The organism is Sphingomonas faeni (assembly GCF_040407565.1).
In the GTDB taxonomy this organism is placed as follows: domain Bacteria; phylum Pseudomonadota; class Alphaproteobacteria; order Sphingomonadales; family Sphingomonadaceae; genus Sphingomonas; species Sphingomonas faeni_F.
Genome location: NZ_JAPZPR010000008.1, coordinates 38,773 through 58,425 on the forward strand (window position 1 = coordinate 38,773; position 19,653 = coordinate 58,425).

Consider the following 19,653-nt stretch of genomic DNA (forward strand, 5'->3'; position numbering starts at 1 on the left):
CTGGCGCCCCGAGCCATAGCGCGGCCGCAAGCAAGGCACGCCGCAGGGTCAGATATAGGTCCGCAGGAACTCGGCGAGCGCGACCATCGCGAGGCTCTGGCCGTACGGCATCGAGGTGAGCGCGATGTCCTTGTAGAATTGCTGCGTGTCGCCCATCGCGGTGCCGAAGCTGACCTGCTTCAACTCGCCGGCCTCGTCGATATTGGCGAGCACCCCCTGCACGGCCTTGATCCCGACCGCCTCGTAGTGGCGCGGCAGATAGCCCTTCCGGACGCCCTTCAGGATGCCGTAGGCGAAGCCCGCGGTCGCCGACGCCTCGAGATAGCTGGCCGGGTCCATCACCAGCGTGTGCCACAGGCCGCTCTCGTCCTGCGTCTCGGCCAGCGTCTTCACCTGCGCTGCGAGCGTATCGATCAGGAAGGTGCGGAACGCGTCGCCCACCGGCAGGTCGAGGATCTCGATGATCTCCGGGATCGCGATCGTCACCCAGCAATTGCCGCGCGCCCAAAGCGCCTCGGCGAAGTTATGCCGCCCGTTGAAGTCCCAGCCGTGGAACCAGAGCCCGGTCTTCTTGTCGAACAGGTATTTGATGTGGACGAGGAACTGCCTTTTGGCCTCCTCGACATAGTGCGGGCGGTTCAGCAACAGCCCGATCTTGGCGAGCGGCAACACGCTCATCATCAGCGTGTCGTCCCACATCTCGCCCGGATTCTCGTCATTGTAGACGATATGCTGGAACCCGCCCTCCTCGGTCTTGGGCAGGCCGTCGGGCGCCATCAGCCACTCGGCCCAGGTATCGAGATAGGGAATATAGCGCGGATCGGGCTCGCGCTCGTAGAGATAGGCGAGCGTGATGAACGGCGCGACGGTGTTGATGTTCTTGGTCGGCGTGCCCTCGGCGAAACGATCCTCGAACCACTGCTTGATGATCGCCAGCGCGCCCGCGTCGCCGGTCTGCTCGTAATAGCGCCACATCCCGAACAGGCCGACCCCGTGGGTCCATTCCCAGCCGGCCCAGCCCTTGGTGTCGATGACCCGGCCGTCTTCGAGGCGCAGCAGGAACTCGCCGGTCTCGTCCTTGATGTTGACGAGGTTGTCCATCAGCTTGGCGATCGCGGCGGTCACGTCCGCGCGCGGTACGTTATGGGTGAGGGCAGCCACTTATAGTCTCCTGTTGGGACGCGCAGGGCTGAGCCCGTAGTCGCGCGCCATCGTCCGATAGAGGGTGAGAAATTCGGGGTCCGCGTCGTAGCGGCCGCCATGACCCGTCGACGGCGTCGTGCCGTTCGGTGGTGTCGGTGCGGTCGGTGTCGCCACGGCGCCGGGTGCTTCGGCGGCGTTGATCCCCTGCGAGAGAAGGTCGGGCTTGGGCCCTTCGCCGGCGGGCGTGCCATTGTGCGTGAAGATTGCTTCCTGGTGCCGCGTCGGCTCCCAGATGAAGCTGCCCCAGCCGTGTGGCTGTGCGTGGACGAGGTCGTTGACGTAGCGTTTGCGCGACGAATATTCGAGCGCGAGAAAGCCGTGGTTGGGATAGGCCTTGGCGAACTCGGTAAAGGTTCGCGCCCAGTCGCCCTGCGCCTGTTGCTGGTAGCAGGAGAAGCCGGTGGCATCGAATTTGACGCCGCGCTGAAGCAGATTGTCCATCCAGTAGCGGACGATCGGCCAGTGCCGCCCGAGGTGATTGTGCACCGCCACCCGTGCCTCGGGCGTCGCTTCGCGCGCGCCGGCAATCCCGGCCTTCAACAGCAGCGCAAACCGGTCGTACCCGCCGGCGCCGGGGACATTCATGTGCACCGCATCGGTCTGCGGATTGCCGGTCGGAATCGTCAGCGGCACGCGTCCGTCGGGCCAGAGCATGCCGAAGGTCGTCTCGTTGCCGATCACGACCAGGTCGGGGGCGGCCCCCGCGCGCTTCATCGCCGACAGCGCGTCGACGGTATGGCGGTGGACCGCCTCGACCAGTTGCGGGAACGTGAGTGCAGCCCAGGCGGCGGGCTTGTCCTGATGCTGCGGGTCGGCCCAGGTGTCCGAATAATGCAGCGTCAGCGACAGGTGGAAAGCCGCGGCCTTGATCCGCTTGGCGAACGCGATGGTGCGCGGCAGGTCGCACCACGGCCCGCCCGACTTGCCGCTCGAATACCCCTTCGCAGGATCGACGAACAGCCGCAGCTTGATCGCGTTGAAGCCTGCATCGCGGAGGATTGCGAGCGGGTCCTTCGCGACGCCGTTCTCGAAATACCTCGCGCCGGCGAACTCGTCCTCCGGGATCCACGAGACGTCCGCGCCGATCAGATAGGGCCACGGCCTTGCGCCGCTTGCAACCTTTGCGGCTGGTGCGATGCTGGCGAGACAGGCCGCCCCAGCGCCCGCGCCAAATGTTCTGCGCGTGATCATTTGGCGGGGCCCAGCCGGTCGTGTGCCGCGACCATCCGCACCGGCACGCCGCCCTTGACGTTGCGCATCGTCATCAGGCGGACCTGCTCGATCGCGTCGCCGGGCGCGCCGTCGGACGTGACCGCGAGCGCGACAGTGTTCGCGCCGTGGTGGTTGAGAATGCCCTCGGGGATCGGGAACACGCGTTGCGGACCGACATTCGCGATGAATTGGCCCATGTTCCAGCCGTTGACGAACAGCAGCGCACGGTAGCGGGCGACCGAGCGCGGCGTCGTCGTGTCGCCGAATGCGAGGGCGATCGTTGTGTCCTGACCCTTCGGCACCGCGAGATCGAAGTGCGTACGATACCAGGTCGTGCCGGGCGTCGCCGTGGTGGCGGGGATCGTCGCTGCGGCCCAGGCCTTGTCGTCGAAGCCGGGCAGGTGCCAGCCGACCCGTTCGCCATATTGGCCGCCGTTGTTGGCGGGGCCGCGGGCCGGATCGGGGAGGTCCTCGCCGCCGAGCTTGCCCTGGATCTTCCACGCGATCGGTACGCCGAAGCTGCGCCCGCCCGGCGCTTCGATCGATGCGGAAACCAGCCCGCGCGCTTCTTTGTGATAATCGTCGGAATCGAGGTCCCAATTGTGACCGTTGTTGCGCACCATGACGCTGACGACGTGCTCGCCGCCCGACTGTGCGGAGGCGGGCAGGTCGAACCGTGCGAGCCCGGTCGTGATCGGCCGCGGCAGGCCGCTCGGCAGCTCATTCTGGCCGACGAACTGGCCATCGACCCAGACCTGTACCATCCCCGAACCGCCCGCGCCGTAGAACAAGGCGATCTGCTTGGCATCGGGCGTGCCGGTGAAGCGGCCGCGATACCAGACGTCGCCGTCGTGGAAGCCGTAGGAGTCCATCGTCAGGTTCGGTTGGCCGTCGGGTTTGGCGGTCGTCGTCGCGCTGCCGCGTCCGTCGATTGCCTGCCAGCTGCTGTCGTCGAACCCGGGCGTGGCTTCGGGGGAGCCTTGGGCCATCCGCCATCCGGTCAATGCTGGGAGCACGACGGGCGCTGGACCGGGCAAGGCCGTCGTCGCGCTTCGGCTACCGATCGCGGTCGTCTTCGTCGCGATCGCCGTCCCGTTCCACCGCGCCGACCGCAGCGCGGCAGGAGCCCAGATTTCGAGCGGCGTCGTCTCGGCAGTATCGCCGGTCAGCACGAGCGTGCCGCCGGTCGCTTTGGTCGAGCGCAGCAACGCGGGCCCCCGCACGAGCACCGCGGCGCTGCCACGCCAATAGCGCACCGCTTCGGCCTCGTCGGCGAGGATCAACGTAAGGGCAGGGCGCCCGCCACCCGTGACCCGCACCACCGCGCGCCCGGCATGCGTATACTCGAGCCTGAGGTCGCCTTTCGCTGCGTCGAACGCGCTGGTGGCGGTGCCTTCGAGCAGTGTCACCGTCGGTGCGGACGAATAACGCAACACCGTCTCGCCGGTCTCTCCCGCACGACCGTACAGCAGCATCACGTCGCCGCGATCGATCGTCAGCGCGGTCTGCAGTTCGGACGTCGAATAGACCAGTCGTTGCCCGCCGACATTCACGCCCGCGACCAGCCATTTCGCGTCGAACCCGTTCAGCCGCATCGGTTCGGCCTGCGGGAAGGTGTAGCGCCCGTCCGGCAGGTCGGCGGTGATCGTGAAGCGGTCGTCGGTCTGGCCGTTGGACGGCTTGTGCGTCACCATCAGGAAGCGCGCATCGCTTTCCGGACTGCGGTTGTGATACGCCTGCACGTTCGGCGACGACACCTGCACCGGCGCGGCCGGGACCATGCCCGCGAGGTCCGGCACGGCGGCGATCAGCCCACCAAGCTGTTTCATCTCCTCCGCCTTGCTCCGCACCTCGCGCGCTTCGGAGATCGCCGAGCCGTAGTCGTAGCTCGTGAACACGACGGGGGCGGGGAGCCAGCCCCAGCTCGTGCCGCCATAGCCCATGTAGAAGCTTTGTATGTCTATGCCGTTCGCCAGATTGGTGCCGTAGAACACGCGCTGGAACCGCTTGCCGCGCTGGATGGCGTTGCATTCGTAGCCGCCGTTCGAGCCCCAGTAATCGAACCAGCCGCCACCGAACTCGGCAAGGAAGGCTGGCGTGTCGGGCGAGGCGGACGCGCCGCCCTTCGCACCGCCGGGGCCGTAGAACCCCCAGTCGGGCGCCGCGACGCCGCGCGTGGGCTTGCCCGCGACGGTGCAGGTGCCGCCGGGATAGCCGTCGAACGCGTACAGGTCGTTCGGCCCCTTCACGACGTTCGCGACGGTCGAGGACTCGGGGACCCAGTATCCGTTGCGGCCCTGGTCGTTGTGGAACAGCGGCACGGTGATGCCGTCGGCGCGCGCCTTGGCGTAGAGATGATCCATGTAGCGACGCTGCGCCGGCGTAGTCAGCGCCAGTTCGTTCTCGATCTGGTGCAGGATGACGCTGCCGCTATGGCCCTTGCCGTCGCCATTGATCTGGTGCCGCGCGATGATCGCGTTGATGCGCGTCAGCCACTCGTCGGACGCCGCGAGATACGCCGGATCGTCGGTCCTGGCGCGGCCCTTCTGGTTGACCAGCCAGCCCGGAAACCCGCCGCGCGAGAGTTCCGCGTTCACGTACGGCCCGGCGCGGGTCATCACGTAGAGGCCTTCCTCCTGCGCCATCGTCAGCACGCGCTCCACGTCGCGGATGCCGGTGAAATCGTACACGCCCTGTTTGGGGCTGTGATATCCCCAGTCGAAATACAGCGCGACGGTGTTGAACCCGCTCGCCTTCATCTTCTGCAGGATGTCGCGCCACAGATCGGGGCTCGGCAGGCGGAACGGATGAAATTCGCTCGACCAGATCACTTGGCGCTTGCCGTCGATCATCAGCGACCGTGCGTCGTACGACACGCGGCCGAACGTCTTGACGGGGGCGGCGAGGTTCTGCGTCGGGCGTGCGACCTGCGCCGTCGCCACGACCGGCGTCAGCGCGGTGGCGAGCGCCAGTGCGATCAGGCGTGAGCGATCAATCATGATGGAAGATCAGCGGCAGCGACCATTCCTTCGGCCGGTTATCGTCCTCGACCTCCATCAGCGGCGCCATGTGATCCCACCAGCGCTTCATCACCGGATGATCGGGGAGGGCGTCGCGAGTATTAGGTTCGGCGAGCTTCAGGACCGCGAACAGCGCCAGCGTCGTCTCGTCGAGGAAGATCGAATAATCATGAATGCCGCTCTCGGTCAGCAAGGCGGAGAGTTCGGGCCAGATCTCGTCGTGCCGCTTGCGGTATTCATCGACCACGCCGGGCTTCAGTTGCATCCTGAACGCATGGATCGACATCGCACCCTCCCAACCCACTATGTGGTATTGCTATGTACGATTTGGTAAAGGTGTTCGGTGCTCAGGTCAAACGCTAACCGCGCCAGAGCGGCGTCCGCGTTATTGAAAGTCCGGTCGCGTCCTCGACTGCGAAGGGCGGGCGCGCATCGGGCGTAGTCGTGGCGAGGTCGAGGCGGTCGATCACGAGGCCCTTGGCATGTCGGACCCACAAACCCCAGGCCGGTAGCACCCCGAACATGCTCGGCTCGGGGTAGGCGCCGGCGAGATCTTCAGGCCTGCGTGCGGCATCCTCGGGCGTGCCGCCGCCACGATAGGACAGATGGATGCGGGATAACGTGACGTCCTCGACCGGATGGCCGGGAAGCCCCGCGATCGCTGCGGCGAAGCGGTGATCGATCCCCGTCGCGTCGATGTCGCTTAGCGTCACCCGCCGGATCGCACCTACCTGCGTTCCGGCTGGACCGCGGCGTCGGTCGCCGATCCGCAGGAACAGCGGCGCGGTCGTCACGTCGCGCATCGTGATGCGGCGCACGACGACATCCTCCATCACACCGCCGTCGACGGTCTCAAGCGCTAATCCACGGCAGTGCGTGAAGCTGCAATTCTCGATCAGGATGCGCCGGTATCCGCCGTTGCTTTCGGTCCCGAGCTTGATCCGCCCGGTGACGCGGTCCCGGTCGGGCGCGAGCAATTGCGTCGTCTGCCGCGTACCATCGAGCATCGTCCCGAGATCATAGCCCGACACGGCGCAGTGGCGGACCGTCACGTCCTCCGAAGCGACCGGCCGACCAAGCGCGAAACTGCTCTTGATGACGATCGCGTCGTCGTTCGGCGTGTTGACGCGGCACCGCTCGACGATCGTGCGCTGGACGCAATCGAGGTCGATCCCGTCGCGGTCGGTGTCGATCGTCAGGTCGTGGATGTGCAGGTCGCGCGTGCCCGTCGCGAGGATGGCGAAATGCCCGCATTTGAGCATCGAGAAACCAGACAGGCGGATATCGCGGCCGTTCCGGAACGCGATCGCCTTGTTGCCGAGACCGTTCATGCGCGCAGCATCGGGTTCGAGCCGCGCGATCTCGGCCGCGCTCATCTGGCGCATCGACAGCGGCCGCTCGCCGGTCTGCGCCTTCCAGCGTGCGCCAGGGCCGTCGCGAGTCAGCCCAAGCCCGTGGATCAGGCCGGGACCGGCGATCGCGACATTCTCGACATCCTCGCCCCAGAACAGGCTGTTGCGCCAATGGCTGTGGCCAAAATCCTGGTACAGTTGCTCGCCATTATCCTCTGGCGGGTCGTAGCGCCCTGCGTGTCGTGCAGGATCAGCCGCCTCGATCACCGCGCCCTTGGCGAACTGAAGGGTGACGTTGCTCTTCAACCGGATCGAGAAGCACAGATAACGCCCCGCCGGGATCAGCACCGTCCCACCGCCGGACCGTGCGGCGGCAACGATCGCGGCGTTGATCGCGGTGCTGTCGATCGCCCGCCCATCGCCACGCGCGCCGTGATCGCGGACGTCGATCATCATCGCAGCGTGGGCGGGGAAGGGGAGCAGCGTAGCGCCAAGCCCCAACCCCAACGCGCGCCGCGTTACCAGCGAGGCGCCGGACGCGCTTATTGCAGGTTCACGTACATGCCGCCGTCGACCAGCAGCGACGCGCCAGTGACGTATTGCGCAAGATCGGAGGCCAGGAACACCGTCGGTCCGACCAGATCGTCGGGCTTGCCCAGCCGGCCTAGCGGAATGCGCTTTTCCATGTACGACCGCTTGGCCTCGTCGGCGAGATCGTCCTTGTTGATGTCCGTCAGGATCGTGCCCGGGAACAGCGAGTTGCAGCGGATCCCGTGCTTGCCGAGCGCGATCGCGACCGACTGCATCAGCGAATGCAGCCCGGCCTTGGTCGGCGTGTAATGCGTCTGGTACTCGCCGCCGACCAGCGCCGAGATCGACGACATCGCGATGATCGACCCGCCGTCGCCCTGCTTGACCATCTGGTTGGCCGCCGCCTGGACCATGTAATACGCGCCATGCAGGTTGACGCGCATGGTCCGCTCGAACGTCTCGACCGGCATGTCGAGGAATGCGTGAAACGGACAAATCCCGGCGTTGTTGACGAACACGTCGACCCGCCCGAGCGCCGCCACCGCCTTGTCGATGAAGTCGCGCGCGGTATCCGGATCGGCGACGTCGCCCTGGATCGCGACGGCCTTGCGTCCGAGCGCCTCGATCTCGGCCACGGCGCTCTCGGCGCCGGTCATGTCGCGCGCGAAATTCAGCGCGATATCGGCGCCGTGTCGCGCACAACCGATCGCGACCGCCCGACCGATCCCTGCTGATGCGCCGGTCACCAGCACGGTCTTGCCTTCGAGCAACATCATCTTCTCCCAATTAATCGGTTGGCGGCTCGAAGCCGAGCTCGCGGCTGATCGCGCCCGCAGTGCCGCGCACCTCGTCGGTCAACGTCGTCATGCGGTCGTCGCTCATATACTGCGCGGCGCTGGACACGCTGATCGCGCCAACGATCTTGCCCGCGGCATCGCGGATCGGCGCGGCGACGCAGCGGATCTGATCCTCGTTCTCCTCCAGATCGAACGCACGGCCGCACGTCGCATAGCCTTGCATCCGCTCGCGCCATACTTTCGCATCGGCCTTGGGCGCACCCGCCGCCTGATCCGCGTCGAAGCGCTCCTGCCAATATTTTGGCGGGGAATCGATCATCAGCGCCTTGCCGAGCCCGGTCGAACTCAGCGGCTGGCGATCGCCGACCCGGCTCGAGATCGTGATCCGGCGCCGCCCCGGCACCTTGTCGAGATACAGCGCGAAGTCGCCGTCGAACACGCCGAGATGCACGGTGTCCTCGGTCGAGGCGGCGAGCTCCTCGAGATAGGGCCGTGCGACCTGCACCAGATCGGCCTGCGCCTGTGCCAGCGTGCCGAGCAGCAGCAGCTTGGGCCCGAGCCGGTATCCGGAGCGCGGCGTGAACGCGAGATAGCCGCGATCGACCAACGCACTCAGCAACCGGTGCGTCGTGCTCTTGGTCAGATCGAGCTTTACCGCGAGTTCGCTCAACGTCAGGACTTCGTGGCTGACCGCCTCGATCAGGTCGAGCCCGCGCATGAGAGTCTGGCTGCCGGCACCGACACCGTTTCCGGCCGACTCCGTCTTGTCGATGTTCGTCGTGGAAGTGTTCATGCCCACTCCATAAGACGGCCTCCTACATGCTGGCAATCGACGAATCCGGCTCGTGCGGATCGCGCTACACGGTTGGGATGCGGCGGGAAAAACGGCCGACCGCCAGCGGGCGATCGGCCGAGGGGGAGGCTGTGCGTCAGAACTTCAACTGGAAGCCGGCAAAGAAGCGCTGGCCGGCGTAGTAATACTCGACCGGCCGAGCCTTATCGATGTAGCTCTTGGACGATTGCTTGTTGATGTTCTGGATTTCCATGAACAGGTTGGTGTGCTGTTCCGGGAACCGGAACGTCACCTTGGCGTCGATGAAACCTTCGGCCTTGCGGTAGATCGGGCTGTTGTCGAAATTGACGTCGGCAACGGTGACGAGCCAGTTCGAGCGATAATTGTAGTTCACGCGAAGGTTGAGCCAGTCCTTGTCGTAGAAGATGCTGGCGTTGGCCGTCCACTTCGACAGGCCGGGATAGTCGTCGAGCGGCAAGCCGGTGGCGACATTGGTCAGGTTGGTGCGGATCGCCCGCGCATAGGTCGCGTTGCCGCTCGCGCCGAGGCCGTCGAAAGGCGCCGGCAGGAAGGTGAAGGCCGTCTGCACGCTGGCCTCGATCCCGTCGAGCAGCGCGCCGAAGCCATTGGCGGGCTGGCGAACGGTGAACAGCGTACCGTCCTTGAACAGATCGACGTTCGTCCGCGTGATGTTCTGGATCACGAAGCTCTTTTCGTACTTCTTGAAATAGCCGATGCTGATCGCGGTATCCTTGTTCGGGAACCAGCCGAGGTTCACCTCCCATTGATCCGCGCGGTACGGCAGCAGGTCCGGATTACCCGAGACGCACGCATCCTGAAGCCCGGTGATGTCGGTCACGTCGTCGACGCAATTGATGTTCGGGACGAGATCGGTCGGCTTGGGTCGCGCGAGGTTGCGCGCCCAGTTTGCACGGAAGGTCAGGTTCGGCGTGATGTCCAGCGCAGCGTTGAACGCGGGCAGCCAGTCGGTGTAGCTATTGTTGATCGACAGCGAGTTGGCGCCCAGGATGACGGTTTCGACCACCGCGGGGATGCCGGGCACGCCGGTCCCCGGACGGACCCGGGTTTGGCGGCTGACGTTGGTGCCCGTACCCTGGTCGATCGTCTTGACGTAGCGAACGCCGGCATTGCCGCTCAGCCGCATGCCGAACACGTCCTGCTCGAAATTGCCCTTGATGTAGGCGGCGGCGACGCGTTCCTTGATGAACACGGCGGGAATCTGGGACAGCCCGTCCGCGCTGCGAACGAGATCCTGGTCGAACCCCGACAGATCGTAGATCTGGCCAAGCCGGCTATAATCGATCACCGGCACCGACAGTTGCGACGGCAGGCCGGCGGGGGCGCCCGAGAGGCCCGAAAACAGCGGCGCGCCGGGCAGTGATCCGGTGTTTGCCGAGACGAACTGCGCGTATTGCGCCTGCGTCATGTAATAGGTGTTCGGCGCGCGTACCGTCGGCGGCGTGTCGGTGACGACCGTGGTGTACGAGACGTTCGCGCTGGTCTGATAGACCGCGGGAACCGCGGCGGTGCCGGTCGACGGATTGGCGGACACCGCGGGCGACAGGATCCGCGTGCCGCCGCCGGCATAATTCTCATATTCCTGCCAGCGGAACTGGCCGCCATATTCGATGCTCTTGAGGAAGGGCAGGTTGGTCTCCCAGTCCGCGTCCAGCTTCAGCTGGTCTTCCTTGTTGTTGTTGTCGGTCGGACGATACTGGACCGTCGGCCCTGCCTGACGGCCTGCCAGGTTGACGCCTCCGGGCCGGACATAGGCACTGTTCGAGGTCGGATCGAAATTCTCCGGGAACACGAACACGGGGATGCCGAGGTCGTTGCGACGATCGATCGTGATGCCGCTGATGCCGGTCGAATAGGCCAGCAGGTTGGTCTCGCCGACGGTTCGGCCGGTCGAATGCGACGCAAGCGCCTTCACCTGGAGATTGTCGAACGTCCAGTCGAACCCGGTCAAATAATAGCGTGTCCGCTGGTCATATTCGAAATCGCGGCGCTGGACGCCCAGGATGTTGCTGGCGCCGTTCCAGATCGGCGCGGCGGCGGTGCCGACATTGACCGAATTGAGCGCCGTCAGCGCGCTGGTGACGACATGGTTCTCGCTGGTCGATGTGCCCGCGGCGATCTGCGGTCGCGACGTGGCACCGTTGAGCCCGACCGGGAGCGCGGCGTCGTAGTTGAAGCGTTCGAAGCGGCCGAGATCGAGCGAGTAGTTGACGTCGTTCAGCTGCTGCTTGCGGTTGGTGATGGTCGCTTCGGCGAACGCGCGGAAATTATGCGCGAACTCATACTGGACCTGGAAATCGCCCGACAGTCGCTTGTCGTCGATCCGGCGCTGGCGAAGCCGCGGCACGGTCGGCACCCAGTCGAAGAACTGCGTCTCGCAGGCCAGGCGACGCGCGGTCGCGGCCGGAGCGTTCGCGCCGCCGACGCCCGCGCAGCTGCCATAGGTATTGAAGTTGGCGTAATCGGGATTGGAGACGGTCTTCTCGTTCGACCGGTCGAAATCGGCGATCCGCTTCCAGTTGGTGTTGCTGATGTAATCCTGGCGCAGCTGCTTGTCGTCATAAGTGACGTTGGCGAGGACACCGAGACCGTCGATCAGGAAATGCGGTGTGCCGATCACCGCGGTCAGGCGCGGCCGCCAGTTCTGGGTCGTTTCGAGATGCTGCGCCGACACGACCAGCGTGCCGAGCGCCTTTTTCAGTTCGAGCGGGCGACGCGTCTCGATGCTGACGGTGCCGCCGAGACCACCTTCGGTCAGGTCGGCGCTATAGCCCTTGTAGACGTCGATCGACTTGACGAGCTCGGTCGCCAGATCGCGGAAATCGCCGGAACGGCTGCCGTCGGCGCTCGCCTGCGTGACGCCGTTGACCTCGACGCGGTTGAGATCCGGCTCGACGCCGCGGATCGAAACCTTAACGCCTTCGCCGAAGTCGCGGTCGAGCTGCACGCCGGTGACGCGGGCCAACGAGTCGCCGACGTTCTTGTCGGGGAAGCTGGCGATATCGTCGGCGACGATCGAGTCGACGACGGTGCCCGCCTTGCGTTTCCGTGCGATCGCCGATTGCAGCGACGCACGCGTGCCGACGACAAGAATATCCTCCGGCGTCGCGCCATCCGGCGATGTCGTTTCTGGAGCCGGCGTCTGCGTCTGAGCCTGCGAGGCCGGCGCGGTGGCCGATGGCACTGGTGGCGTGCTGGTCTGCGCGATCGACGGCGTTGCGCTGCCCAGAATGATCGCGAGTGCGGACGTGGTGATCGCCAGGTTGCGGGCGGTTCCGGTGTGAACTGTCATGATAAATCTCCCCCGAAGACGTTTCGGACGGCCACGCTGCGGCGGCTGGTCCGTCGAAATGTGATGATGCTAGACAGCGGCGCGCAGCGCTCCGGCGTTGCCATGGTCCGTCGCACGACGGGGTAGGCGCTCGGTTCGGTTGCTGGGCCCGGTCATCATCATCCCCTGTCTTGGCGCAGCAATTACCGTCGCCAGCGTCGGAGCCATGCCCGACAAAAAACCACATTGTGAAGCTCTGTCCCGTTATTAGATTGCCATTTGCTGAAGGGCAATCATAATAATTGGGATAAATACGATAAGGGGCGCGGCCCCGCAGGAGATGATGATGAAGCCAAGCCGTCACGCCTTGTTGATGCTGTCGATCGGTGTCTCGGCCCCCAGCCTCGCCGCATCGCAGGCTCGCCCGGTCGAGCGGCTGGACCGCGGCGTCGTCGCCACGCCGGCAAAGGACGGCGGCTGGCTCGTCGGCTGGCGGCTGCTCCGCGACGATCCGCGTGCGATACGGTTCGATGTCTATCGCGACGGTCGCAAGATCACGGTACAGCCTATCGCCGACGCGACGTCGTTCGTCGACCGCGCAGGCGCGGCGAGCGCACGATACACCATCCGCACGGTGGTGGCGGGCAAAGCGAGTGCACCAAGCGGTCCGGCGCTGATGGCGCCGCGCGGCTATCTATCGATCCCGCTCGTCCCCCCGCCCGGTGGGAAGACGCCCGATGGCGAGGCGTTCACCTATACCGCCAACGACGCGAGCGTCGGCGATCTCGACGGTGATGGCCGCTACGAACTGATCCTGAAATGGGATCCGACCAACAGCCACGACAACAGCCAGGCGGGCTATACGGGCAACGTCTTCGTCGACGCCTATACGCTCGACGGCAAGCGGCTCTGGCGGATCGATCTTGGCCGCAATATCCGCGCGGGCGCGCATTACACGCAGTTCCAGGTCGCTGATTACGATGGCGACGGTCGCGCCGAAATCGCGATGAAGACCGCGGACGGTACCGTCGACGGCGCCGGTGTCACGCTCGGCGACGCGAAAGCGGACTGGCGCGGTCGCGACGGCGAAGTGCCGCAGCCCGACAAGACTGGCGCGAAGGTGCTCGCGGACGGGACCAAGGTCGCGCCGCTGGTCGGCCGCATCCTGAAGGGGCCTGAATATCTGACGGTGTTCGACGGCCGCTCCGGCAAGGCGCTCGCCACCGCGCCCTATGATCCGCCGCGCTATCCCGGCGGCAATCCGACCTTCGAACAGATGCGCGACACTTGGGGCGATGGCTATGCCAACCGCGCGGACCGGTTCCTCGCCGGTACCGCGTATCTCGACGGGGTTCACCCGAGCATGATCTTCGGCCGCGGCTATTATGCGCGCACCGCGATCGCCGCGTGGGATTATCGCGGCGGCAAGCTGACGAAGCGCTGGCTGTTCGACAGCGCCGCACCGGGCAATGCGGACTATGCCGATCGCGGCAACCACCAGCTCGGCATCGCCGATGTCGACGGCGATGGCCGAGACGAGGTGATCTACGGCTCGATGGCGGTCGACGACGACGGCAAGGGGCTTTGGAGCGATCCACTGTTCCACGGTGATGCGATGCACGTCGCCGATCTCGATCCGCTGCGTCCGGGGCTCGAGAAATGGGGCGTGCACGAACAGGTTAAGACCAATGGCGGTATCGGTTCGGCGTTGCTCGACGCGCGCACCGGCGCGATCCTGTGGACCAAGCCTGCCGATACCGACACGGGCCGCGGGCTCGCCGCGGATATCGACCCACGTCATGTCGGGGCCGAGCTATGGGGCTCGAACAGCCGAGACCTGTTCGACGTGAAGGGCAACGCGATCGGTCCGGCACCGCGCCAGACCAACTTCGCGCTCTACTGGGACGGCGACCTGCTCCAGGAACTGCTAGACGGCACGACGATCAGCAAATGGAACTGGAAGACGAGCACCGCCGTGCCGTTGCTGCACCCGACCGACGTCGCGTCGAACAACGGCACCAAATCCAACCCCGCGCTACAGGCGGACATTCTCGGCGACTGGCGTGAGGAGGTCGTGTGGCGCTCGGCGGACAACCGCGAACTGCGCATCTACGTGACGCCGTATCCGACCAGGCACCGCCTCGTCACGCTGATGCAGGACCCGGTCTATCGCGCGGGCGTCGCGTGGCAGAACACCGCCTATAACCAGCCGCCGCATCTCGGCTATTTTCCGGGCAGCCTCACCCCGTCGGACGACGCCGACTGAGGCTGCTGCTCTCAGGGCTGGGCCTTGGCGGTCTCCACTGCGTAGATCGCCGCCTTGCCCTCGATGTTCGCGCGGAAAATGAGCCACTTTCCGTCGGGCGAGAAGCGTGCGTTCGGCTCGAGCTTGTAATCCTGCCTGCTCATGTCGACGAGTTTCTCGGTGGCGAACGTGCCGGCTTCGATCAGGGTGTCGGCATTGTCGGCGCGGATCCCGGCGACGTCCGGCACCGGCTTGGGACGGAAGAGATACATCCACTTCCCGTCCGGGGCGTGCGCAACCATCTCGCTGTCGCCGCCGTCGCCCGAGAACAGCTTCTGGTCCGCCGAGACGTTATAGTGGACCGACCATTCGTTGCGCTCGAGATGATACCAGCGGCGCTTGGCGGTCGCGACGTCGTAGCCGGCGAGCCAGAAATCCTCGCCGCGCGGCGTTTGCAGGTCGTACCAGATCGTCTTGCCGTCGGGCGACCAGAATTCGTGGCCGGCGATCTCCATGTTCATCGTCCGCGCGTGGACCTTGGTCATCTGGCTGCCATCGGTGCGGATGGTCCAGATCCGGTCGACGCGGTGCCACGGCCCCTCATGGCAATACATCAGCAGCGTCGGATCGGTCGGCGAGAATTGCAGGTGATTGAGCCAGTCGGTCGCCTTCACCACGCTGCGCCGCTGCCCGGTCGTCACGTCGATGGTGAAGATCTCCATCGGAATCTTGGCGTCGAGCCGCTGGTTCAGCCGGAACTCCTTGGCATCGGCATAGGTCATCGGCCGGCCGTCGGGCCAGTTCGCCGCGTACGCCGTCTGTCCGGTCTTGATATCGACCCCCGCCGCGTTGGGCTGGAGCGGCATGTCGCGCGAGGCGACCTGCCCGGCGAGCAATGTCTCGTCGGCGTTGAGCGTGTCGATCCGGCTGCCCTTCGGCACCACCGCGATCTTGCGGACCTTTGCCGTATCGATGTCGGCGGCATAGATCGTGATCGGCGCGTCGTCGCCACCCTTGGCCTGTTCGGAGAAATACGCGGTGCGCGTCTTGTGCCCGGCGAACAGCAGGTGAGCGCCCGGCCGGTGCAGCAACGACCTGACCGCCCATGTCTTCGTGTCCGCCACCGAGATACCGTCGGCGGTCTGGAAAATCATCAGGTCGCCCTGCGGCGTGTAGGCGTTGTAGTTGAAGTACAGCGCATAATTGCCGGGCGCGTCGGACAGCCGCAGGATCCTGTGACCGGTCTTCGCGTCGATCCATGAGGCCGGTTTCGCCGCGATCGAAGGCGCGGCCACAGCGAGCACGATGCTCAGCCCGAATGCAATGTTTCGCATCGTCAGATCCTTGTCGTCAGGCGGGCCAGCTATGGTCGCGCGACCAGGCCAGGAACAGGTCCATCCATGGTATCGGCGTGCCGTCGCGGTGCGGGGCAGGGGGGCCGTGGCCGCCTTTTTCGAACACCATCAGTTCGGTGGGGATCTTTGCGGCATGCAGGGCTTCGTACAGCAGGATGCTGTTGCGCGCCGGCACTGCGGGATCGTCGGCGTTCGCCATCACGAAGCTCGGCGGCATGTCGGCCGGAAGGTCGAGCTGCGTCGAATAGCGGCGCTGCCATGCCGGATCGGTGGCGTGCGGACCGAGCAGTTCGCGGCGCGATTGCGCATGCACGCCGTCGTCGAGCATCGTCACGACGGGAAAGAACAGCCCGGCGATCACGGGCTTTGCGGACAGGCGGTCGGCCGCGTCGATCGGCGCGTAGGTCGGCGTACCCGACCGGGACGCCAGCCGTGCCGCGAGATGCCCGCCAGCGGAAAAGCCGGTGACGGCAACGCGCGCCGGGTCGACTGTCCAGCGCGTGCCTGCACCCGCGCGGATCACGCGCATCGCCCGCTGCGCATCCTGCAACGGCGCATCTGGGCCTGCCGCCCAGCCATCGTGCGGCAGGCGATAGAGCAGCTCGAACGCAGTGATCCCCCGCGCCGCGAAGTCGCGTGCGATGCCGCCGCCGGTCCGCCCAACCGCTACGCGTGCGTAACCGCCGCCGGGACAGATCAGCACCGCGGCACCGTTGGGCTTGGCCGGCCGCACTACCGTCAGCATCGGCGTCGCGACATGCGGCCAGGCGATGTCGTCCGCCGCGCCAGTCGGCGAACGCTTGACCCACTGGTCGACGATCGCCGGTGTCGGGGCTCCAGGTGCCGCACCAGTCCAGAGCGCGAACCGCTCCACTGCCAGCGTCGTGTCCTGTGCGAAAGCGCGGAGCGGCAGCAGGCTGGTGAGCCCACTGGCAAGACCGCCGGCCAGGATCGTACGTCGCGTGGTCATCTCAGTTTCCGTCCGGTCGGGTGGAATCATGCGCCACGCTCGGCGCAAGCCGGAACGTGGCAGGGTCGGGGGGGTGGCCCGCATCGAACGCTGTCAGATCCGGCTTCAGATGCTCGGCAAGTGGTAGTTTCGCCGTCGTGATCCCCGCCGCTACCATCCGCGCGAGCACCCATGCGCCGTAGTTGTCGTGATGCGTCGCGTCCTTGCCGCCATCGTTGAACGCGAGCGGCGCGCGTGTCGGTCCGAGCGCTTCGTAGAAGCGGATGCTGGCCGCATTCAGGTCGATCACCGGCACGCGCAATTCCGCGCCGACCGCCTTCACCGCCGCGGCATAGTCCGCGAGTGTCGGGCGGATCTTGTCGCCGGTCCACATCCGCCGCTCGGGCGAGGTCACGAGCACAGGCTCGACGCCCCGTCGACGGAACTCCGCGATCCACGCGCGGAGGTAGTCCCGATAGGTCGTCTCGGCCGCGGCGTAGGTCTGCGGCCACTGCGTTTTCTGGTCGTTATGCCCGAACTGGATCAGCGCCCAGTCGCCCGGCTTCGCGGACTCCAGCACCTTGGCGAAGCGCAATTCGGTCATGAACGACTTCATCGTCTCGCCCGATTCCGCGTGATTGGCGACGGCGATGTCCGCACGGAAGAACGCGGGGAGCATCTGCCCCCAGCTCGCGGCAGGCTCGGCAGACTGGTCGGTGACGGTGGAATCGCCGAGCAGGAAGATCGTCGGCACGCTCACCGGCTCGATCGTGATCGCGGTCACGCCGGGCTTCGTGCCGAGCACCTCCAGCGTCAGCCGGTCGTCCCAGCTGAACGAACCGCGCTCGCGTTCCTTGAGCAGCACCGCGGTCCCACCCGGCGCATTCAGCGGCGGCGGGGTAAGCGCGGCGTTACGCACGTTGACGACGAAGCTCCGGGTGATCGACCGCCCCGCCGGCACGACGATCGCATCGAGCATCAGCCGCCGCGACTCCGCCTTTATACTGGTGTCGGTGCGAACCCCGGGCCGGCCCAGCGTCACCGTGACGCGGTAATTGCCCGGCGGCACGGCAACCGAGAACAGCGCTGGATTGCCGCCCTCGAACCCGAACCCGTCGGCATAGGCACGTCCGGCGGCAACTGCGACGGCGCCCCTCGGCGCGGTGCCGCCGCCGAACACGAACCGCTGCGATTGCGCATCGGCCGGCGTGCTCATGACCGCGATCCCGAGTGCCAAACCGCCGATCAGCCGCACGACGGGCCGCCCGCCGGTGTCGCTCTGGTCAGCGCTGGCGTACCCGGCGTCACATAACGCGCGATCGGCAGCTTCAGCCGGTGCAAGTCCGTGGCCACCAGATCTGCAACCCGCCGCGCGCCGATTTCGCTGAAATGCGTGTCGTCGGCCACGCCGGTCGGATATCCGGGCGCCCCCGCCGCGCCGATGTAATGCAGATAATAGCCCTTCGCCGCCTCGGCCCCGGCGGCCTGCACCCACGCCTGCGACGTCTTGCCCAGGTCGATCAGCGGCGTCCGCGTCTCGCGTGCGACCTGGCGCGCCGCGTCGGCATAGGTCGGGAAGCTCGGCTGCTCGACTCCGTCCTTGAAGTCGCGTCGCGCGACCGGAGTCAGGATGACCGCCTTCGCGCCCGCTTTCTTCGCCACGTCGAGAAAGCGGCGGAGGTTCGCGCGGTACTGCTCGATGCTGGTGAAGCGCTCGGGCTTGTCGACGCTCGCATCGTTGTGACCGAACTGGATCAGCAACGTATCGCCTTTGCGCAAGTCCGCGGCGATCTTGTCGAGCCGCCCCTCGCGGATGAAGCTGTTGGTGCTTCGCCCGCCGATCGCGCGGTTCTCGACGCTGACGTTTGGCGTCACCGCGCAGCGCAGCATCGTGCCCCAGCCCGACTGCGGATAACGGTCCGCCTTGTAGTCCTGTGCGGTCGAGTCGCTGGCGATGAAGATCCGCATCGGGGCAGGGGCGGCTGCGCTCAATGCAGGCGCAACCAGAGCGATGGCTATCAACAGGCCGTTCTTCACCCACACTCTCCCGCGTTTCTTTCCCGCATGATGCGATGCCGTTCCGGAAAGAGCAACCGGCATCTCGATGAAATAACCATCATGTGGAATGGCTAACTAATATTCGGCACGAACTTGGCGGCGGTGATTTCGCGGCCTATGCAATGGCGGAGCGCGATGACAGCGCACGGGGAGGGCAGCATGCGCTTGAATGCACGGCTTCACATCGCAGCGGGTATCCTCGCCAGCGTGCCGTCGACGTCGATAGCCCGCCAGCCGCTCGCCGATTGGGTCGTCGAAGCCGAGGACCCCGCGGCGCGGGTCACCGAACGCAGCGGGATCATCGATATCGATACCGCGAAGGGCCTGACGCTCTGGTGGCGCAAGCCGGTCGCGGGACCGGTCGTCATTCGGTTCCAGGCGATGGCTGTATCGCGGGGTGGCGCAAACGACAAAGTCAGCGATCTCAACGCGTTCTGGATGGCTCGCGAGGACGACGGGAGTTCCGTTCTCGCCCACCGCCGGAGCGGCGCCTTCGCGGACTATGACAATTTGCGTACATACTATGTCGGCATCGGCGGCAACCGGAACACGACGACCCGCTTCCGCCGCTATGTCGGGCGCGCCGGCGACCGGCCGCTATTGCCCGAGCACGACAAGCGCGAGGCCGCCGACATGCTCCAGCCCAATCGCTGGACAGAAATCCGCCTGATCGCGGACGGGCGGACAGTCGCGGTCGAGCGCGACGGGCGGCGCGTGTTCACACTCGACGATTCCGCACCCTACACCGCCGGCCAGTTCGGGTTGCGGACCACGTGGAGCCACCTGCGCATCCGGCGCCTGTCGATCACGCGTCGCTGATGGAGACGA

Annotated in this window: 14 protein-coding genes; 2 read left to right on the plus strand and 12 right to left on the minus strand. The window is 66.1% G+C overall.

Going from position 1 to position 19,653, the window contains the following annotated elements:
* Positions 1-48: 48 nt before the first annotated feature.
* The 8 genes from O6Y00_RS16560 to O6Y00_RS16595 all read right to left on the minus strand — a co-directional run bounded on the left by O6Y00_RS16560 (position 49) and on the right by O6Y00_RS16595 (position 12,239).
* Positions 49-1,161 (minus strand): glycoside hydrolase family 88/105 protein, encoded by a 1,113-nt coding sequence (locus O6Y00_RS16560; RefSeq protein ID WP_353443705.1) that lies wholly within the window; start codon positions 1,159-1,161, stop codon positions 49-51.
* Positions 1,162-2,394 carry a glycosyl hydrolase 53 family protein gene (locus tag O6Y00_RS16565; protein ID WP_353443706.1) on the minus strand — a complete coding sequence of 411 codons (1,233 nt, stop codon included), beginning with the start codon at positions 2,392-2,394 and terminating at the stop codon, positions 1,162-1,164.
* Complete coding sequence (locus O6Y00_RS16570; RefSeq protein ID WP_353443707.1) at positions 2,391-5,414, minus strand: glycoside hydrolase family 35 protein; 3,024 nt, start codon at positions 5,412-5,414, stop codon at positions 2,391-2,393. Before O6Y00_RS16570 ends, O6Y00_RS16565 begins: the two co-directional genes overlap by 4 nt.
* Positions 5,407-5,721, minus strand: coding sequence for an L-rhamnose mutarotase (locus O6Y00_RS16575; protein ID WP_353443708.1), 315 nt, complete (start codon positions 5,719-5,721; stop codon positions 5,407-5,409). The genes O6Y00_RS16570 and O6Y00_RS16575 overlap by 8 nt, the downstream gene beginning before the upstream one ends.
* A gap of 73 nt (positions 5,722-5,794) precedes the next feature.
* Positions 5,795-7,243, minus strand: coding sequence for a rhamnogalacturonidase (locus tag O6Y00_RS16580; protein ID WP_353443709.1), 1,449 nt, complete (start codon positions 7,241-7,243; stop codon positions 5,795-5,797).
* A gap of 86 nt (positions 7,244-7,329) precedes the next feature.
* A complete protein-coding gene (locus tag O6Y00_RS16585; RefSeq protein WP_353443710.1) occupies positions 7,330-8,094 on the minus strand; it encodes an SDR family NAD(P)-dependent oxidoreductase in 765 nt (254 codons plus the stop codon).
* A 10-nt stretch (positions 8,095-8,104) separates the two neighbouring features.
* A complete protein-coding gene (locus tag O6Y00_RS16590; protein WP_353443711.1) occupies positions 8,105-8,908 on the minus strand; it encodes an IclR family transcriptional regulator in 804 nt (267 codons plus the stop codon).
* Positions 8,909-9,044: 136 nt separating this feature from the next.
* A complete protein-coding gene (locus O6Y00_RS16595; protein ID WP_353443712.1) occupies positions 9,045-12,239 on the minus strand; it encodes a TonB-dependent receptor in 3,195 nt (1,064 codons plus the stop codon).
* Between the two features lie 325 nt (positions 12,240-12,564).
* On the opposite strand from O6Y00_RS16595, the gene O6Y00_RS16600 reads away from it, so the two are divergent.
* Positions 12,565-14,484: a rhamnogalacturonan lyase gene (locus tag O6Y00_RS16600; RefSeq protein ID WP_353443713.1), complete on the plus strand. Its 1,920-nt coding sequence runs from the start codon at positions 12,565-12,567 to the stop codon at positions 14,482-14,484.
* Between the two features lie 11 nt (positions 14,485-14,495).
* On the opposite strand, the gene O6Y00_RS16605 is transcribed toward O6Y00_RS16600, so the two are convergent.
* Genes O6Y00_RS16605 through O6Y00_RS16620 form a run of 4 tightly spaced genes read right to left on the minus strand, consistent with a single transcriptional unit; the run spans position 14,496 to position 18,735 of the window.
* Entirely contained in the window at positions 14,496-15,797 is a 1,302-nt protein-coding gene (locus O6Y00_RS16605; RefSeq protein ID WP_353443714.1) for an oligogalacturonate lyase family protein, read from the minus strand.
* Positions 15,798-15,813: 16 nt separating this feature from the next.
* Positions 15,814-16,788: an alpha/beta hydrolase gene (locus O6Y00_RS16610; RefSeq protein WP_353443715.1), complete on the minus strand. Its 975-nt coding sequence runs from the start codon at positions 16,786-16,788 to the stop codon at positions 15,814-15,816.
* A 1-nt stretch (position 16,789) separates the two neighbouring features.
* Complete coding sequence (locus tag O6Y00_RS16615) at positions 16,790-17,983, minus strand: rhamnogalacturonan acetylesterase (protein WP_353443716.1); 1,194 nt, start codon at positions 17,981-17,983, stop codon at positions 16,790-16,792.
* A gap of 29 nt (positions 17,984-18,012) precedes the next feature.
* Positions 18,013-18,735, minus strand: coding sequence for a rhamnogalacturonan acetylesterase (locus O6Y00_RS16620; protein WP_353443717.1), 723 nt, complete (start codon positions 18,733-18,735; stop codon positions 18,013-18,015).
* A 249-nt stretch (positions 18,736-18,984) separates the two neighbouring features.
* Here O6Y00_RS16620 and O6Y00_RS16625 point away from each other — a divergent pair, with 249 nt between their 5' ends.
* On the plus strand, positions 18,985-19,644 hold the full coding sequence (locus O6Y00_RS16625; protein ID WP_353443718.1) for a DUF6250 domain-containing protein: 660 nt from the start codon (positions 18,985-18,987) through the stop codon (positions 19,642-19,644).
* The last annotated feature ends 9 nt before the right edge of the window (positions 19,645-19,653 follow it).

Bases quoted from the DNA above. Each gene is read 5' to 3' on its own strand.
- O6Y00_RS16585 (WP_353443710.1), bottom strand. From the start codon at position 8,094: ATGATGTTGCTCGAAGGCAAGACCGTGCTGGTGACCGGCGCATCAGCA.
- O6Y00_RS16610 (WP_353443715.1), bottom strand. From the start codon at position 16,788: ATGACCACGCGACGTACGATCCTGGCCGGCGGTCTTGCCAGTGGGCTC.
- O6Y00_RS16595 (WP_353443712.1), bottom strand. From the start codon at position 12,239: ATGACAGTTCACACCGGAACCGCCCGCAACCTGGCGATCACCACGTCC.
- O6Y00_RS16590 (WP_353443711.1), bottom strand. From the start codon at position 8,908: ATGAACACTTCCACGACGAACATCGACAAGACGGAGTCGGCCGGAAAC.
- O6Y00_RS16625 (WP_353443718.1), top strand. From the start codon at position 18,985: ATGCGCTTGAATGCACGGCTTCACATCGCAGCGGGTATCCTCGCCAGC.
- O6Y00_RS16600 (WP_353443713.1), top strand. From the start codon at position 12,565: ATGAAGCCAAGCCGTCACGCCTTGTTGATGCTGTCGATCGGTGTCTCG.
- O6Y00_RS16570 (WP_353443707.1), bottom strand. From the start codon at position 5,414: ATGATTGATCGCTCACGCCTGATCGCACTGGCGCTCGCCACCGCGCTG.
- O6Y00_RS16565 (WP_353443706.1), bottom strand. From the start codon at position 2,394: ATGATCACGCGCAGAACATTTGGCGCGGGCGCTGGGGCGGCCTGTCTC.
- O6Y00_RS16605 (WP_353443714.1), bottom strand. From the start codon at position 15,797: ATGCGAAACATTGCATTCGGGCTGAGCATCGTGCTCGCTGTGGCCGCG.
- O6Y00_RS16615 (WP_353443716.1), bottom strand. From the start codon at position 17,983: ATGAGCACGCCGGCCGATGCGCAATCGCAGCGGTTCGTGTTCGGCGGC.
- O6Y00_RS16620 (WP_353443717.1), bottom strand. From the start codon at position 18,735: ATGCGGATCTTCATCGCCAGCGACTCGACCGCACAGGACTACAAGGCG.
- O6Y00_RS16580 (WP_353443709.1), bottom strand. From the start codon at position 7,243: ATGATGATCGACGTCCGCGATCACGGCGCGCGTGGCGATGGGCGGGCG.
- O6Y00_RS16575 (WP_353443708.1), bottom strand. From the start codon at position 5,721: ATGTCGATCCATGCGTTCAGGATGCAACTGAAGCCCGGCGTGGTCGAT.